At 75.5% G+C, this 19,066-nt stretch carries 1 protein-coding gene; it reads right to left on the reverse strand.

Features of this window, described 5'->3' with window-relative positions:
* Nucleotides 1-12 precede the first annotated feature (12 nt).
* Complete coding sequence (locus tag ACFFRH_RS26970) at nt 13-19,017, reverse strand: SDR family NAD(P)-dependent oxidoreductase (RefSeq protein ID WP_386160441.1); 19,005 nt, start codon at nt 19,015-19,017, stop codon at nt 13-15.
* Nucleotides 19,018-19,066: the final 49 nt, after the last annotated feature.

Here is a 19,066-nt window from a genome sequence, read left to right on the forward strand (position 1 = left end):
CGCGGCGTCGGATCAGTCGCTCAGTTCTCGGTCCAGCAGCCCGAACAGCTCATCATCGGACGCTGAATCCACGCCAAAGAGCGGCTCCCCGCCGCCGTTCACGGCGGCCGCGCCGCCGGCTTCGGCGGCGGCCCCACCGGCGTCCAGGGTGTTCAGCGCGGCCCGCAGCGCCCGGACCAGGTCGGCGCGGCGCCGGTGGCCGGGGGCCAGCTCCGAGGCCGAGGACACCCAGGTGTCCAGCGCCGCCGTGTCGAACGCGGGCCGGTCGAGGGCGCGGCGCTCCAGCAGGTGCTCGGTCAGCGCCCGCACGGTGGGGTGGTCGAACAGCACGGTCGCGGGCAGCCGCTCACCGACCTCCGCGCCCAGCCGGTTGCGCAGCTCGATCGCCGTCAGCGAGTCGAGACCGAGGTCGAACAACCCCCGGTCGTCGGGAACCTGCGCCGGTCCGGCGAGGCCGAGCACCTCCGCGACCCGGCCGGCGACCGTGTCACGTACCAGGGTGCGCGACGCGGCCTCGTCCAGGCCGGGCAGACGCCGGGCCAGCGGCACGGCCGCCCCGGCGGGCCGGACGGGGACCAGGCCGCCGAGCACCTCGGGAAGATCGTCCCGCCGCCGGGCGAGCGCCGCCTGGTCGAACCGGACCGGCACCACCACGGCCAGGCCGCTCGCCAGCGACCTGTCGAGCAACCCCAGCCCGGCGTCGAGGGACAGCGCGCGGATGCCCAGCCGGTCGAGCCTGGCCCGCGCCGCTCCGTCGAGCCCGGCCGCCATCCCGGTGTCCGATCCGGTCTCCCACAGTCCCCAGGCGATGGACGTGCCCGGCAGACCCGCCGCCCGCCTGTGGTGGGCGAGCCCGTCCAGGAAGGCGTTGGCCGCCGCGTAGCCCGTCTGCCCGGCGTTGCCCAGCACGCCCGCGACCGAGGAGAACAGCACGAACGCCGTCAGCGGCAGATCCCCGGTGAGGCGGTGCAGGTTCCAGGCCGCGTCCACCTTGGGCCGCAGGACCCGTTCCAGCCGCTCGCCGGTCGTGTTCTCCAGTACCGCGTCGTCGAGCGCGCCCGCTATGTGGAACACCGCGCCGAGCGGCCTGTCCGGGTCGACACCGGCGAGCAGTGCCTCGGTGGCCGTCGCGTCCGCGAGGTCGCACGCGGCCGTCCGGATCCGCGCGCGGTCGCCGAGTTCCCCGGCGAGGGCGCGCAGCGCCGGGTCGGCGTCGCCGCGCCTGCTGACCAGCAGGAGGTGCCGGGCGCCGTGCTCGGCGACCAGGTGGCGGACGACCGCGGCGCCGAGCGCGCCGCCGGCGCCGCTGACCAGCACGGTGCCCGTCCCGAGCTCCGCGAGCTCCGGCGGCGTCCCGAGGGCGGCGCCCGCCACCGCGCGCAGGCGCGGCCGGAACGCCTCGCCCCGGCGGATGGCGAGCTCGCCGGGCCGGGCCGCCACCGCACGCGGCAGCAGCGCGGACGACTCCCCGTGCCCGTCGACGTCGACGACGCTGATCCGTCCGGGGTACTCCTGCCGGGCGGCGCGGACCAGGCCCCACAGCGAGGCCCCGGCCGGCCCCGGCAGCCGGTCGTCGCCGTCCACCGCGACCGCCCCGCGCGTCACCACCACCAGGTGCGCCCGTTCGGGCAGCGTGAGGATGCTCTCGCGGACCGCCAGAAAGCGGGCGCGTACGGTGGCGGCCAAGTCCTGGCCGTCCTGCTCTTCGCCGTACGAGACCGTGGGGAACGGCAGGTTCAGGCCGTCGCCGTCGCCGTCGATCAGCACGATCGTGTCCTCGCCGTTCCCGCCGTCCCCCTCCCCCGCCGGAGCCGTAGCGGCGAGGTGCGCGGGGATCCAGGCGAGCTCGTACGGCCGGGCCGCGGCCCCGCCCCCGCCCAGCAGGGCGCTCTCCTCGACCCGGCGCACCCGGACCTCACCGGCCGACAGCACCGGACGCGCCGTGCCGCCGTCACCGTCGCCTCCACCGGCGCTCACCACGTCGAGGGCGAACGTCCCCTCTCCGGTGTGCCGGATCCTGACCCGCAGCGGCCCGCGCGGCAGGTCGTGCACGCGCACCTCCCGCCAGGTATGGGGGACCCGGACGCCGCCCTCCGCCGCCTCGCCCGCGTCGGCGATCCACGCGTGCAGGGCGGCGTCGAGCAGCCCGGGGACCCCGGCGGCAAGGTCTCCCCCGGTGTCCACCTCGGCGTGGAGCTCGTCCCCGGTCGTCCACAGCGCGCGCAGGCCCTGGAACGCCGGCCCGTAGTCGTACCCGCGCTCGGCGAAGGCCGCGTAGATCCCCGTGACGTCCACCGGACGGGCCTCGGGCGGGCGGTGACCCGACCAGCCGGGGACGGGTCCGGCGGTGCCCAGCACGGCCTCGGCGTGCAGGGTCCACTCGCCGGCGACCGGTTCCCGGCCGGGCCGCGCGTGCACCCGCACCGCCTCGTCCGCCACGGTGATCCGCAGGTGCACCTCCTCCTCCGCGCCGATCGTGACGGGGGCGTGCAGCGTCAGCTCCGGCACCGTCGTCATGCCGTGCCGGTCCGCCAGCCACCCCAGCAGGTCCACGAGAGCGGTGGCCGGGAGGACCGGCGTGCCCGCCAGCGCGTGGTCCGCCAGCCACGGCTGCCGCCGCTGCGACAGCACGCCCGTGTAGAGGGTCTGCGCCCCGTCCGGCACGGTGATCGAGGCGGTGAGCAGCGGGTGGCCCGGATCCTCGGCGCCGATCCCGGCGGCGGTCCCGTCCTCGGCCGGCGGCAGGAGCCACAGACGCTCCCGGTGGAAGGGGTAGGTGGGCAGCGGCACGGTGACAGCGTTCCCGGTGTTCCCGGTGTTCCCGGTGTTCCCGGTGTTCCCGGTGTTCCCGGTGTTCCCGGTGTCCCCGCCGAACCCGCCCTCCCCGCCGAGCATCGCCCGCCAGTCCCAGGCGACACCCGCGACGAAGGCCCGCGCCACGAACGACCAGAGCGCGAACGGATCGTCGTGCCCGCGGTCGAGCACGGAGATCGCCACGCCGCCCTCTCCCAGGTCGTGCTGCCCGACCATCGCGGTCAGCGCGGCGTCGGGCCCGACCTCCAGGAAACGCACGGCGCCCAGCTCTCGCATCCGGCCGACCGCGTCGGCGAACCGCACGGTCCCGCGTACCTGGTCGGCCCAGTGCGCGGCCGACCCGAGTGTGTCCGCCCCGATCTCCCGCGCGGTCAGCGTGGACACGACGGTGCGGATCGCGGGCCCGGTGGGCAGGTCGCCGATCTCCGCGCGGAAGGCCGCGAGCATCGGCTCCATGTGCGCGGAGTGGAACGCGTGGCTGACGGTGAGCGGCCTGGTGCGGTGTCCCCTCCCGGCCAGGACGCCGGCGAGTTCCTCGACGGCTCCGGTGTCTCCCGAGAGCACCACGGAACCGGGCGCGTTCACCGCCGCGACGTCCACGCGTGCCCCGGTGTCCGCGATGAGCCGTTCCACGGTCGCCAGGTCGGCCTGAACGGCGGTCATCGCGCCTCCCGGGGGGAGTTCCTGCATCAGGCGCCCGCGGGTGGCGACGAGCGCCACCGCGTCGGGCAGGCTCAGCGCTCCGCCGACGTGGGCGGCGGTGACCTCGCCGACGGAGTGCCCGGCGAGGAGGTCGGCGGGCAGCCCCCACGACTCCAGCAGCCGGAACAGCGCGACCTCCACCGCGAACAGCGCGGCCTGGGTGTACCGGGTCTGGTCGATCGGCCCGGCCGCGGCGTCCCCGGCCACCACCCCTGCCACGTCCGTGCCGTCCACCCTGCGGAACTCGGCGCAGACCTCGTCGAAGGCCCGCGCGTACGCCGGGAACGAGCGGTGCAGCTCGGCACCCATGCCGACGCGCTGGCTGCCCTGGCCGGTGAACAGCACGGCGGTCCCGCCGCGCGCCGGCGTGCCGGTGAGCACCGAGGGGAAGGAGCCCGGCGGCGTCGCGGTGCCGTCGGCCAGGTGGCCGAGGCCGGCGAGCAGCTCGCCCCGGTCGCGGCCGAGCACCACGGCCCGCCGTTCGAACGCGGTCCGCGTCGTCGCCAGGGACAGGGCGACGTCGACGACCCGCAGGCCGGGGTCGGCGAGCACGTGCCGCCTGAGACGGATCGCCTGCTCCCGCAGTCCGGCCGCGTCACGGGCGCTGAGCACCCACGGCACCACCGCCCCGGCCGAGGCGTCGGAGGCCCCGTCGGAGGTGCCGCCGGTCACCGCCGCGGGTGCCTCATCGCCTGACTCCAGGACGACGTGGGCGTTGGTGCCGCTGATCCCGAACGACGAGACCGCCGCCCGGCGCGGCCCCGGCGTGTCCGGCCAGGCGGACGGCTCGGCGGGCACCGACACGGTGCCGCCGGACCAGTCGACGTGCTCGGTGAGCCTTCCCCGGTGCAGGGTGGCCGGTACGCGCCGGTGCCGCATGGCGAGCACCATCTTGATGATCCCGGCGACCCCCGCGGCGGCCTGGGTGTGCCCGATGTTCGACTTCACCGAGCCCATGAGCAGCGGGCTCCGGTCCTCACGGTCACGGCCGTAGGTGTTGAGCACCGCGCCGGCCTCGATCGGGTCGCCGAGCCTGGTACCCGTGCCGTGCGCCTCCAGCACGTCCACGTCCGCGGGCCGCAGGCCCGCACTGCGCAGGGCGCTGCGGATGACCCGCTCCTGGGAAGGCCCGTTCGGCGCCGTGAGACCGTTGCTGGCGCCGTCCTGGTTGACCGCGGAACCGCGGACGACGGCGAGCACCCGGTGCCCGTTGCGGCGGGCGTCCGAGAGCCGTTCCAGGACGAGCAGCCCCACGCCCTCGCCCCATGCCGTGCCGTCCGCGTCGGCCGAGAACGGCTTGCAGCGGCCGTCCGGCGCGAGGCCGCGCTGCCTGCTGAACTCGACGAACGTGGCCGGGCTCGCCATGACGGTCACACCGCCGGCCAGGGCGAGCGCGCACTCGCCCGACCTGAGCGCCTGGGCCGCCTGGTGGACCGCCACCAGCGACGAGGAGCAGGCGGTGTCCACGGTCACCGCCGGGCCCTCCAGACCGAGGGTGAAGGAGATACGGCCGGAGGCCACGCTGCCCGCGCTGCCGCTGACCAGGTACCCCTCCAGATCTCCGGCGGTACCGCGCCGCTGGTGGACCCGTGCGCCGTAGTCGGAGTACATGACGCCGACGAAGACGCCGCTCTGCGTGCCGCGCAGGGCGGCCGGGTCGATCCCGGCGTCCTCCACCGCCTCCCACGCGGTCTGCAGCAGCAGGCGCTGCTGCGGGTCGACGGCGAGGGCCTCGCGCGGGCTGATCCCGAAGAACCCGGGATCGAACTCGGCGGCGTCGCGGAGGAAACCGCCGTGCCGGGTGTAGGAGGTCCCGGAGCGCTCGGGATCGGGGTCGAACAGGTCCGGGTCCCAGCCTCGGTCGGTGGGGAACGCCGAGATGGCGTCGCCGCCGGAGTCGAGCAACTCCCACAGCTCGGCCGGGGTGCGCACCCCGCCGGGGAACCGGCAGGCCATGCCGACGATCGCGATCACGTCGTCGGCGGCACCGGCCGGCGCGTCCGGCTCCCGCTGCTCGTCCCGGGCCCCGGCGCCGGTCAGCTCGTCGAGGAAACGGATCAGGGCGACCGGGTTCGGGTGGTCGAAGACGATCGCCCCCGGCAGGCGGACGCCGAGCTCGCCGCTGAGCCGGTTGCGCAGTTCCACCGCCGTCAGGGAGTCGAACCCGAGGTCGCTGAAGGAGCGTTCCGGATCGACCTCCGCGCCGCCGGCGTGCCCGAGCACCGCCGCGACCGCGTCGAGCACCAGGTGGGAGGTGCCCGGCACCGGTGTGGCCGTCGCGTCCACCGTGCCCGGCGCCCGCCGTACGGCCGCGGATCCGCGGTGCCGTTCCGCCGCCCGCGGGTCGAGGTGCGCCGCGACCACCGCGGCGGTGTCCAGCCGCAGGACGCGGTCGAACAGCGCGAGCCCGTCGGCCTCGCCCATCGGCTTGACACCCGCCCGGCCGAGCCTGGCGACGTCGCGGCCGGTGAGCTCGGCGCCCATGCCGTCGCCGATGTCCCACAGCCCCCAGTGGACGGTCACCCCCTGCCCGCCGGACAGCCGCCGCCGGTGGGTGATCGCCTCCAGGGCCGCGTTGGCCGCGCAGTAGCCGCCCTGCCCGGCGGTGCCGACGACGCCGGCGACCGATCCGAACAGGACGAACGCGTCGAGCCCGGCGTCGCGCGTGGCCTCGTCCAGGTTGCCGGCGGCCACGGCCTTGGCCTCGATCGTCCGGCGGAGCGCGTCGGCGGAGAGCCGTTCGACGGGTGCGTCCTCGACGACGCCCGCGGCGTGCACCACACCGGTCAGCGGGCTATCCAGAGCGGCCAGCAGACCGGCGAGGGCGTCCCGGTCGGACAGGTCGCAGGCCCGGATCTCGACCCGGGCGCCGAGCCCGGTCAGCTCGGCCTCGGCGCGGGCGGCGTCGGGGTGCCCCTCGCCTCGGCGACTGACCAGCAGAAGGTTCCGCACGCCGTGCCGCGTGACGAGGTGACGCGCGATCCGGCGGCCGAGCGCGCCGAGGCCGCCAGTGATCAGCACGGTGCCACCCGCGGCGCTGCGCGGCCAGGCCACCCCCTCCGTCACGCCCTCGGCTCCGGGCCCGGCTCCGGCCCCGGTTCCAGGCCCGGTTCCAGACCCGGCTCCGGCTCTGACCCCGGGCTCAGTTCCCGGCCCGGCTCCGGGCTCGGGCTCGGGCTCGGGCGACAGCTTGGGGACCCTCGGCACGCCGTCGCGGAGCGCGACCTCGGGCAGCCCGGTCCCGATCGCCGCGAGCAGCGCGGAGTCGGCGACGTCGGCGGTGGTGGTGTCGGTGTCCAGCAGCGCGAACCTGCCGGGGTGCTCGGCCCGCGCCGCCCGTACCAGGCCCCACAGCGCGGCGGTCGAGGGCCGTGCCGTCTCGCCGTCGTCGATCGCGAGGCCCCGGGTGAGGAAGACCAGGCGTCCGCCGTCCGCCTCCGCCAGCCACCGCCGGACGGCCCGGCACGCCGCCTCCACCACGGCGTACGGGTCCTCGTCGTCGTCGGGAAGGGCGAGCAGCGCGGTGCCCGGGAGCCGCTCGGGGAGGGATCCGGCCACCGTGAGGTCGGCGAGGTCAGCGAGATCACCGGCCGCGGGCACCGACGGCGCCACGGCCTCCCAGCGCAGGCGGTACAGCCCCGCGGCGGACGGCAGCGGGCGTAGCCGCAGCCGCTCCACGGTCAGGACGGCCCGCCCGTCGTCGCCGAACAGGTCGACCCGGTAGGTGTCCGGGTCCGCCGGGGTCAGGCGTGCCCGCACCCTGGTCGCGTGCGCGGCGTGCAGCCGTACCCCGTCCAGGGAGTAGGGGACGCGCCTGACTCCGGCGGGCCCGTCGATCCCGTGCAGCGAGATGGCGTGCAGGACGGCGTCGAGCAGAGCCGGGTGGAGGCCGTACCGGCCGACCTCCGCCCGGAGCGGCGCGGGGAGCTCCGCCTCGGCGTGGAGGTCCGTCCCGTCCAGCCAGGCAGCGCCCAGTCCCCGAAACGCCGGCCCGTACTCGTAGCCGTGCTCGGCCAGCAGCCGGTAGGCCGCCTCGGGACCGCCCGCGTCGAGGCGGGCGCCGGACTCGAAGGGCGGCGGTGCCGTCCGGCCGGGCGCGACCCCGCCGTCGGTGAGCACCGCGGTGACATGGGACGTCCATCCGGCGCCCGCCACGCGGCCGCGCACGGTGAGTTCCCCGGCCGCGGACACGCTCACCTGGAGCTGGGTCTCCGCGGCGCCCTCCAGCTCCAGCGGTGCGTGCATCACGAAGTCGCCCAGTACCGGACGGCCGGTGCTCGCGCCGATCGCCAGAGCCAGCTCGGCCAGTGCCGCGGCCGGGACGAGCACCCGTCCGTCGACGCGGTGCTCGGCCAGCCACGGCTGCCTGCGCGCGGACAGCGCGCCGGTGAACAGCCGCGCCCCGTCAGGCAACTCGGCCGAGGCCGTGAGCAGCGGATGCGGGGAGGCGTCCAGCCCGTAGGTCGCGGGCCGCCCGTCGTCCTCGGCCGGCAGGAGCCAGTAGTGCCGCGTCTCGAACGGGTAGGTGGGCAGGTCCACCAACCGGCCACCGGACAGGAGCGGCCCGAAGTCGACCGGTGCGCCCGCCGCGTGCAACCGGCCCAGCGCGGCCCGGAAGGTGGCCGCCTCCGGCCGACCGGGTCGTAGCAGGGGCACGGCGAGCACTCCCTCGGCGCTCTCCTGCGCCATCGCGGCGAGTGATCCGTCCGGCCCCAGCTCGGCGAACCTCGTCACTCCGGACCGGTGCGCCGCGCGCACCGCGTCGGCGAACCGCACCGCACCGCGAAGCTGCGCGACCCAGTAGCCGGGCGCCGACATCTCCCGCTCGCCGGCGAGCGCCCCGGTGACCGTCGAGATGACGGGGACGCGGGGGGCGTGGAAGGACAGTCCGGACACCACCCGGCGGAACTCGTCCAGGACGCCGTCCATGTGCGCGGAGTGGAAGGCGTGACCGACCTTCAGCCGCGCGGCCTTGTGCCCGGTGTCCTTCCACAGCCCGACCAGGCGGTCGATCTCGTCCGCGTCGCCGGACAGCACCACCGCCGCGGGGCCGTTGACGGCGGCGATCTCCACCCTGCCGTCCGAGGCGGCGGCCAGCTCCGCGGCCTCGGCCTCGGTGGCGGCGAAGGCGGCCATCGCCCCGCCCTCCCTCGCGGACTGCATCAGCCTGCCCCGTGCGGCGACCAGCGCGCAGGCGTCGGCCAGTCCGAGGACGCCCGCCACGTGGGCGGCGGCGAGCTCGCCGACGGAGTGGCCGATCAGGAAGTCCGGCCGCAGCCCGTGGGACTCGGCCAGCCGGTACAGGGCGACCTCCAGGGCGAACAACGCCGGCTGGGCGTACCTGGTCTGCCCCAGCAGGTCCGGGTCGCCGGTGACCAGCTCCCGAAGGCCGACGCCGAGGAGCGGCTCCAGCGACGCGGAGATCTCGTCGAACGCCTCCGCGTAGGGCGCGGACGTCTCCAGCAGTTCCGCTCCCATCCCCGTCCGCTGGGTGCCCTGCCCGGAGAGGAGGAAAGCGAGCCGCTGGTCGGGAAGGGCGCGCCCGTGCTCGACCCGGGGATGACGTCCGCCGTCGCGGAGCGCCGCCAGCGCGGCCATCGTGTTCCCGTCGTCGGCATCGGCGTCGACGACGGCCCGGTGCTCGAACCGGGGGCGCCGGGCGAGGGTGAAGCCGATGTCGCGCAGTCCGGGCGCCGTGCCCGAGGCGAGGGCGTCGTGGAGTGCCCCGGCCTGCGTCCGCAACGCCGTCGCGGTCTTCGCCGACAGGACGAGCGGCACCGGGCCCTCTCCGTCCGGGATGTCCTCGGGCTCCGGGCCCACGGGTGCCTGTTCGAGGATGACGTGGGCGTTGGTGCCACTGATCCCGAACGACGACACCCCCGCCCTCCGCACCCTGCCCCGCTCCGGCCACACCACCGCCTCACGAAGCACCTCCACCCCCGACCCCGCCCACCCCACCAACGGCGAAACCTCCCCCACATGCAACGTCCGCGGCAACACCCCACACCGCAACGCCATCACCATCTTGATCACACCACCCACCCCCGCAGCGGCCTGAGCATGACCGATATTCGACTTCAACGACCCCAACCACAACGGCGCCCCCCGCCCCCGCCCATACGCCGCGATCACCGCCTGCGCCTCGATCGGATCCCCCAACCGCGTCCCCGTCCCATGACCCTCCACCACATCCACCTCACCCGGACCCACCCCCGCATCCGCCAACGCCCGCACAATCACCTCCTCCTGCGCCCGACCATTCGGCGCCGTCAACCCATTACTGGCCCCATCCTGATTAACCGCCGACCCCGCCACCACCGCCAACACCCGATGCCCCCGCGCCCGCGCCCGCGACAACCGCTCAACCACCACCACCCCCACACCCTCCGCCCACCCCGTCCCATCAGCCCCCGCCCCAAACGCCCTGCACCGCCCATCAACCGACAACCCCCGCTGACGAGAAAACTCCACGAACATCCCCGGCGACGCCATCACCGCCACCCCACCGGCCAACGCCAGCGAACACTCCCCCGACCGCACCGACCGCACCGCCAGATCCAACGCCACCAACGACGACGAACACGCCGTATCCACCGTCAACGCCCGACCCCGCAACCCCAGCACATACGCGATCCGCCCCGACGCCACACTGATGCTGCCCCCGGTGAGGAGATAACCGTCGGAGGCGCCGTCGCCCTCGTGAAGCCGTGGTGTGTAGTCCGACGTGGTCGCGCCGATGAAGACGCCCGTGTCGCTCTCCTTCAACGACAGCGGGTCGATCCCCGCCCGCTCCAGCGCCTCCCACGCCACCTGCAACAACAGACGCTGCTGCGGATCGGTGGCCAGCGCCTCCCGCGGACTCATCCCGAAGAAGGCCGCGTCGAACTCCCCCGCACCACGCAGGAAACCGCCGTGGCGGGTATAGGACGTCCCCCTGTGGTCGGGGTCGGGGTCGTAGAGGGCCTCGAGATCCCAGCCACGATCCTCCGGGAACTCCCCGATCGCGTCGGTTCCCGACGACACCAGCTCCCACAACTCCTCCGGCGAGGCCACCCCACCCGGGAACCGGCACCCCATCCCCACGATCACCACCGGGTCGGACGCCTCGGTACCGGCCACGGTCACCGTCGCGGTGCTCTCCCGCGCCGACAGCGCGTCCAGCAGGTGCCCCGCGAGCGCCGCGACGGTCGGGAACTCGAAGACGACGGTGGCGGGCAGGGTGAGGTCCGTGAGCGCGTTGAGCCGGTTGCGCAGCTCGACGGCGGTCAGCGAGTCGAAGCCGAGCTCCTTCAGCGGCCGGTCGGCGCCCACCCCGCCCGCGTCCTCGCGGCCCAGGACGGCCGCGGCCTGCTCGCGCACCAGCCCGGTGACCGTGCGAAGCCGCTCGTGCGGCGGCTCGGCCAGCAGCCGCCGCGCCCAGGCGCCGCCGGCCGCCGGTCGCCGGGCCGTGGCGGGCGGCTTGACGATCCCGGAGAACAGGGCGGGCAGGCGGCCCGCGGCCGCCTCGTCCCGCAGCACGCCCTCGTCCAGGGGCGACACGACGGTGTGGGCTTCACGCACCCGTTCGAGCGCGTCCAGCGCACGGCCGGTCCCGACCGGGCCGACACCGTATCTGGCGAGCCTGGCCCGGTCGGCCGTGCCCAGGTGGGCGGTCATCGCGCTCGCCTCCTCCCACAGGCCCCAGGCGACGGCCGTGGCCGGCAGGCCGGCGCGGCGCCGGTGCTCGGCCAGGGCGTCGAGGAAGGCGTTGGCGGCCGCGTAGTTCGCCTGGCCCGGCACGCCGAACGTGGCCACCGCGGAGGAGAAGAGCACGAAGCCCTCCAGCGGGAGACCCTCGGTCAGCTCGTGCAGGTGCCAGGCCGCGTCCACCTTGGGCCCCAGCGCGGCGGCCAGCTCCTCGGTGGTCATCCCGGTGACCGTGGCGTCCGCGAGCAGCCCCGCGGTGTGGATCACCGACCGGAGCGGGCGGTCCTCGGGGATGGACTCCAGCAGTTCCGCCACGGCCGCGCGGTCGGTGACGTCGCAGGCCACCACGGTCACCCCGGCCCCGGCCCCGGCGAGCTCCCCGGCCAGAGCCTCCGCGCCCGGGGCGTCCGGCCCCGAGCGGCTCACCAGCAGCAGGTGCGGGGGGCGTGCCGACGCGGCCAGCCTGCGGGCGACCAGCGCGCCGAGGGTTCCGGTGCCTCCGGTGACGAGGACGGTGCCGCCCGGCGTCCCTTCCGGCGTCCCCTCCGGGGATCCGGAGGGGACGCCGCCGAGGTCGTGGGCGGCGAGTCTGGGTACCAGCGGTTCACCGCCGCGTACGGCCACCTCGCGTTCGCCGTACGCGGCGGCGAGCAGCGCGGCGGGCGCCGGGCCGTCGACCGTGACCAGGGTGAACCGGCCGGGGTGCTCGGCGGCGGCGGTGCGGACCAGGCCCCGGACCGGGGCGGACGCGAGGTCGGACCCGTCCACCACGACCGAGAGCCGGGTACCGTCGAGCGCGGGATCGCGGAGCCATTCCTGGAGCAGGCCCAGGACGGCGGCGGTCCGCTCGTGCGCCTTCGTGACCAGGTCGCCCGCCTGCCCCCCGCCCCCGCCCACGGGCACGAGCACGACGTCGGCGCCGGCCACCGCGGCGAGGCCGTCGACCACGGTGACGTCCCCGCCCGCCCGCACGAGGCCGGCGGGGCCATCAGGGGCGTCGGTGCCCTCAGGACCGCTGAAGCCGCCGAGCACGACGACGTTCCCGGGGGCCGGGCCCGTCCCGGCCGGTCGCTCCCAGCCGACCCGGTAGGCCTCGGCCGCGGGCCGGGCCGAGGCGAGTTCGGCGCGCGAGGCCGGGCGGAACGCCAGGGAGGCAACTACGCCGACGACCTCTCCGTCCTCGTCCGCGAAGGTGTAGCGGAACCGGGAACCGCCGAGCGGCTCGATGCGTGCCCGCAGCCTTCCCCGCGCCCGCTCCGCCCCGCCGGTCAGGCGTAGGCCCTCGAAGGCGAACGGCAGGAGGGGGTGGTCCGGGTCGGGATCGGCGAGTCCGGCCAGCCCGGCCACCACGGGGTGGAGGGCGGCGTCGAGCAGCACCGGATGGAGACCGAAGGTCCCGCCCGCGGCACCCTGGATCTCGTCCGTGACGAGCTCGGCGTAGACCGTGCCGCCGTCACCGTCACCGTCGGCGCGCCACAGGGCGGCCAGCCCCTGGAAGGCCGGGCCGTAGTCGTAGCCGAGCCGGTACAGCCGCGCGTACACGTCGGTGACGTCGACGGTCTCGGCTCCGGGAGGAGGCCACGCGACCCGGGCGGCCTCCGGTGTCCCGGGGCCGGGAGTCCCGGGGGCGAGGATCCCGGCCGCGTGCCGGGTCCACGGGGCGTCGTCGGACGGGCGCGCGTGCACCTCCACGGTCCGGCGCCCGTGCTCGTCGGGGGCGGCGACGAGCACCTGCAGCGACGCCGGACGCCCGTGGGCGAGAAGCAGCGGCGCCTGGACGGTCAGCTCGCGTACCTCGGGGCAGCCGACCAGGTCCCCGGCCCGGGCGGCGAGCTCGGCGAGAACCGTGCCGGGCGCCAGCACGGTGCGGAACACCGAGTGGTCGGCGAGCCACTCCTGCGCCGCCGTGTCGAGCCGTCCGGTCAGTACGGCACCGCCGTCCACGAGCGTGACCATGGCCCCCAGCAGCGGGTGGCGGACGGCGGCCGGTCCGAACCCGGACGCCTGGAGCGAACCGGCGGAGGGGGTGAGCCAGTAGCGCTCGCGCTCGAACCGGTAGGTCGGCAGGTCCACCGGAGGCGTGCCCGTCGTCGTCCAGGAGGAGACGGGGACGCCGCCGAGGCAGGCCACGGCGAGGGCGCGGCGGAACGCGTCCGTCCCGCCCTCGCCGCGCCGGAGCGTGCCGCCCGCCAGGCCGGGCACGCCCCGCTCGGCGAGGATCTCCTCGACGGCCACGGTGAGCACCGGGTGCGGACTGACCTCGACGAAGCGGTGATGACCCGTGTCGAGCAGGCCGTTGACGGCGGCCTCGAACTCCACGGTCCGGCGAAGGTTGCGATACCAGTACCCGGCGTCGAGCGTGGCGGTGTCGATCAGCTCCCCGGTCACCGAGGAGTGGAACGCGATCTCGGCCGGTCGCGGTTCCAGGCCGGCGAACGTCTCCAGCAGGTCGTCGCGCAGCGGTTCGACGTATCGGGTGTGCGAGGCGTAGTCCACCGGGACGCGGCGGGCGCGCACGCCCTGCTCGTCGCACCAGGCGAGCAGCTCGTCGAGGGCGTCCGCGCCGCCCGCGACCACCGTGGAGCGCGGCCCGTTGCGCACCGCGACCTCGATCTCCCCGGTCCGGCGCGCCAGGATCCGGGCCAGTTCGTCGGCGCCCAGCGCCACCGACACCATGCCGCCGTTCCCGGCGACGCGGGCGATGGCCCTGCTGCGGAGGGTGACGATCCTCGCCGCGTCCTCCAGCGACAGCGCGCCCGCCACGTACGCCGCGGCGATCTCGCCCTGGGAGTGCCCGACCACGGCGTCCGGCCGCACTCCGGCGGCGCGCCACATCGCCGCGAGCGACACCATCATCGCGAAGAGCACCGGTTGCACGACGTCGACGCGCTCCAGTGGGGGCGCGCCGGCGTCACCGCGAAGCACGGCGGTCAGGGACCATCCGGTGTGCGGGACGAACGCCCGCGCGCAGGCCTCGATCTCGGCGCGGAAGACCTGGTCGGAGTCCAGGAGGGCGCGGGCCATCTCGGGCCACTGCGATCCCTGGCCAGGGAAGACGAAAACCGTTTTGCCCGGAGCCTTCTCACCGGTGACGACCGCGTCGTGGAGCTCGCCCCGGGCCAGGGCGCGCAGGGCGGGCAGGTGGTCCGCCAGGACGGCGGCACCGTGGCCGAGCCGTGCCCTGGAGGCGAGGGTGGCCGCCACGTCGCCCATGTCCAGTCCGGGGTGGGTCCGCAGGTGGTCGGCCAGCGCGGCGGCCTGCCTGCGCAGGGCGGCGGGACCGTCGCCCGACAGCAGCACGGGGAGCGCCGGGGCGGTCACGTGCCGACCGGCGCGGGCGGGAGCGTCGGGCCTCTCGGCGAGGAGGCTCGGCGTCTCGGCGGGAGCGTCCGGCCTCTCGGCGAGGAGGCTCGGCGTCTCGGCGGGAGCGTCCGGTGCCTGTTCGAGGATGACGTGGGCGTTGGTGCCACTGATCCCGAACGACGACACCCCCGCCCTCCGCACCCTGCCCCGCTCCGGCCACACCACCGCCTCACGAAGCACCTCCACCCCCGACCCCGCCCACCCCACCAACGGCGAAACCTCCCCCACATGCAACGTCCGCGGCAACACCCCACACCGCAACGCCATCACCATCTTGATCACACCACCCACCCCCGCAGCGGCCTGAGCATGACCGATATTCGACTTCAACGACCCCAACCACAACGGCGCCCCCCGCCCCCGCCCATACGCCGCGATCACCGCCTGCGCCTCGATCGGATCCCCCAACCGCGTCCCCGTCCCATGACCCTCCACCACATCCACCTCACCCGGACCCACCCCCGCATCCGCCAACGCCCGCACAATCACCTCCTCCTGCGCCCGACCATTCGGCGCCGTCAACCCATTACTGGCCCCATCCTGATTAACCGCCGACCCCGCCACCACCGCCAACACCCGATGCCCCCGCGCCCGCGCCCGCGACAACCGCTCAACCACCACCACCCCCACACCCTCCGCCCACCCCGTCCCATCAGCCCCCGCCCCAAACGCCCTGCACCGCCCATCAACCGACAACCCCCGCTGACGAGAAAACTCCACGAACATCCCCGGCGACGCCATCACCGCCACCCCACCGGCCAACGCCAGCGAACACTCCCCCGACCGCACCGACCGCACCGCCAGATCCAACGCCACCAACGACGACGAACACGCCGTATCCACCGTCAACGCCCGACCCCGCAACCCCAGCACATACGCGATCCGCCCCGACGCCACACTGATGCTGCCCCCGGTGAGGAGATAACCGTCGGAGGCGCCGTCGCCCTCGTGAAGCCGTGGTGTGTAGTCCGACGTGGTCGCGCCGATGAAGACGCCCGTGTCGCTCTCCTTCAACGACAGCGGATCGATCCCCGCCCGCTCCAGCGCCTCCCACGCCACCTGCAACAACAGACGCTGCTGCGGATCGGTGGCCAGCGCCTCCCGCGGACTCATCCCGAAGAAGGCCGCGTCGAACTCCCCCGCACCACGCAGGAAACCGCCATGGCGGGTGTATGAGGTGCCGGGACGCTCGGGGTCGGGGTCGTAGAGGGCCTCGAGATCCCAGCCACGATCCTCCGGGAACTCCCCGATCGCATCGGTTCCCGACGACACCAGCTCCCACAACTCCTCCGGCGAGGCCACCCCACCCGGGAACCGGCACCCCATCCCCACGATCACCACCGGGTCGTCGCCGTGCCCCGCCGTGGCGTCCGGCGCGCCCGTGGTGTCCGGGGCGTCCGGGGCGTCCGGGGCCTCTGCGGTGTCCGGGGCCGTACCGCCGGTCAGGTGCCGGACCAGGGCGGCGGTGGTGGGGTGGCCGAACAGCGTGGCGGTGGGCAAGGTGACGTCCAGGGCGGCGCCGACCCGGTCGCGCAGCTCGACCAGGCCCAGCGAGTCCAGGCCCAGGTCCTTGAAGGTGGCGTCCTGGTCGACGCGGGCCGGATCCGAGAAGCCCAGCACCGCCGCCACCTCGTCGAGGACGCGGCGCTCCACCTCCGCCGTCCCCGCGGGGACGGCCGGAACGACGGGGACAGCGGGGGCAGCCGGAACGGCCGGAACGGCGGGGCCCTTGAGGGCGGCCGAGGCGCCGGGGACGACCGGCACGGCCGGGACGGATCCCCGGCCGGGAGCCGGTTCCCCGGCGGTGGCCGGCCCCTGGGCGGGAACGGCGTCCAGCCAGTGGCGCTCACGCTGGAACGGGTAGGTGGGCAGGCCGACGCGCGGGCCGCCGGGAGGGAACAGCGCGTCCCAGTCCAGCGGCACACCCGTGGTGAACAGCCTGCCGACGGCGGCCTCGACCTCGTCGTGCCTGCCGAGGACCGGCACGAACGCCGCCGCGCCGCCGACCGCCTCCCGGCCGAGACCGCTCAGGGCCGACCCGGGGCCCGCCTCCACGAAGGTCCCGGCACCCAGCTCGCGGAGCCGGGCGAGCCCGTCGGCGAACCGCACCGGCCGGCGGGCGTGCTCCACCCAGTACTCCGGGCCGGTGCTCTCGACGAGCTCGCCGGTCACGGCCGACACGAACGGGATCCGGGACCTGCGGAACGGGATCCCGGCGAGCACCTCCCGGAAGTCGTCGAGCACCGGATCCATCAGCGGGGAGTGGAACGCGTGGCTCACCGGAAGCCGGCGCGTGCGGTAGCCCCGCGCGGCGCCGAGCGCGGCGACCTCCTCCAGCGTGTGCGTCTCCCCCGCGACGACCACGGACTCCGGGCCGTTGACCGCGGCGATCACCGCGGTCCCGCCGGCCCGGGCGACCAGCTCGGCGGCGTCCGCCTCCCCGGCGCCCACGGCGAGCATGCCGCCGCCCGGGGGCAGCGACTCCATGAGACGGCCCCTGGCGACGATCAGCTCCGCGGCGGAGGGCAGGTCCAGGATGCCCGAGACGTGCGCGGCGGCCACCTCTCCGATGGAGTGACCGGCCAGGAAGGACGGTTCGACGCCCAGGGAGGCCAGCAGGCGGAAGGTCGCCACCTCGACCGCGAAGATCGCGGGCTGGGTGAAGGCGGTCCGGTCGAGCAGCCCGGCCTCGGCGCCGTCCGGCTCCGCCCAGACGACGTCCTTGATCGGGTGTGGCAGCCGGTCGTCCAGAGCGGCGGCCACCTCGTCGAACGCCGACCGCCAGACCGGGAAGTCCCGGTGCGCCCGGCGCCCCATGCCGAGCCGCTGGCTGCCCTGCCCGGGGAACAGCACCGCGACCGGCGCGGCCCCGGCCCGTCCCGTCACGACCCCGGCCGCCGCACGGCCGCCGGCCAGCGCCTCCAGCCCGGCCAGCGCGTCACCGGTGACGGCGGCGCGCCACTCGAACGCGGTCCGCGTGGTGGCCAGGCCTCGCGGCAGCCCCGGAGGGACCTCACCGTGCTCCGCGACGAGGTCGCGCAGCCGCGCCGCCTGCTCCCTCAGCGCGGGCTCGGTCCTGGCGCTGAGCACCAGGGGGGTCCGCGGCGCGCGAACGTCCGGCTCCCCGGCAGATCCGGGCACCTCGGGGCGCCCGTACGGTCCGGGCGCCTCGGCCACCACGATGTGGCAGTTGGTCCCGCCCATGCCGAACGAGCTGACGCCGGCGACGAGCCGCTCGTCCTCCCGGGGCCAGGCGCCGCCCCGGTCGCGTACCGCCAGGCGCCAGGCGTCCAGGTCGATGTCCGGGTTCGGCTCGGAGTAGTTGAGGCTCGCGGGCAGCCGGCGCTCACCGACGCTGAGAACGGCCTTCAGCAGGCCGGCGATCCCGGCCGCGCCCTCCAGGTGACCGATGTTGGTCTTGACGGAGCCGACGTGCAGCACCGGGCCCCCGTCCCTGGCGAGTCCGAGGCCCCTGGCCTCCACCGGGTCGCCGACTCGCGTGCCGGTGCCGTGCAACTCGACGTACTGCACGTCGGACGGCGACACCCCGGCCGCCGCCCATGCCTTCCGGATCACCTCGGCCTGCGCCTCCGCGCTCGGCACGGTGAGCCCGCCGGTCGTGCCGTCGTTGTTGACGGCGCTCCCGAGCAGCACCGCGTGGACCCGGTCACCGTCCTGGACCGCCGCGTCCAGCGGTTTCAGCAGCACCAGCCCGGCACCCTCACCGCGGACGTAGCCGTTGGCCCGGCGGTCGAAGGTGTGGCAACGCCCGTCCGGGGACAGCCCGCCGAAGCGCGCGACCGCGGCGGTGCCGACGGGGTCCACGATCAGGTTCACGCCACCGGCGAGCGCGAGCCGGGTCTCGCCGCGCAGCAGGCTCTCGACCGCCAGGTGCACGGCGACCAGCGACGACGACTGGGCGGTGTCCACCGCGATGCTCGGACCCCGCAGGCCGAGGGCGTAAGACACCCGGTTGGCGATGATGCCCCGGGTCGTCCCCGTGAGCGTGTGACGCCCGATCGCCGAGGCGCGTGACAGCGTGGCGTACTCGTCCGCGATGGAGCCGACGAACACGCCGGTCTCGCTGTCGCGGAGCGTGGCGGGGAGCACTCCCGCGTCCTCCAGCGCCTCCCAGGCCAGCTCCAGCACGAGCCGCTGCTGCGGGTCCATCGCCGCGGCCTCGCGCGGCGAGACGCCGAAGAACCCGGCGTCGAAACCGCCGATGTCGTCGAGGTAGCCGCCGTACCCGACGCCCGGATTGTCCCGGGCGAGTTCGGCCAGGACGGCGGAGGAGTCCCGGCCCTCGGGGATCTCACGGACGGCGTCGCGCCCCTCGTCGAGCAGTCGCCAGAAGGCGCGCGGGTCCGGCGCCCCCGGGAGGCGGCACGCCGTCCCGATCACCGCGATCGGCCGGGACACCTGCTGGTCGTGGCTGCTCAACTGCTGCCTCACTCTCGCTCGTGACGGCATGACGGCATGGCCGTGCGAGGCCGCGTGGTGT

It is taken from the genome of Streptosporangium vulgare (assembly GCF_042428775.1).
Lineage (GTDB): Bacteria > Actinomycetota > Actinomycetes > Streptosporangiales > Streptosporangiaceae > Streptosporangium > Streptosporangium vulgare.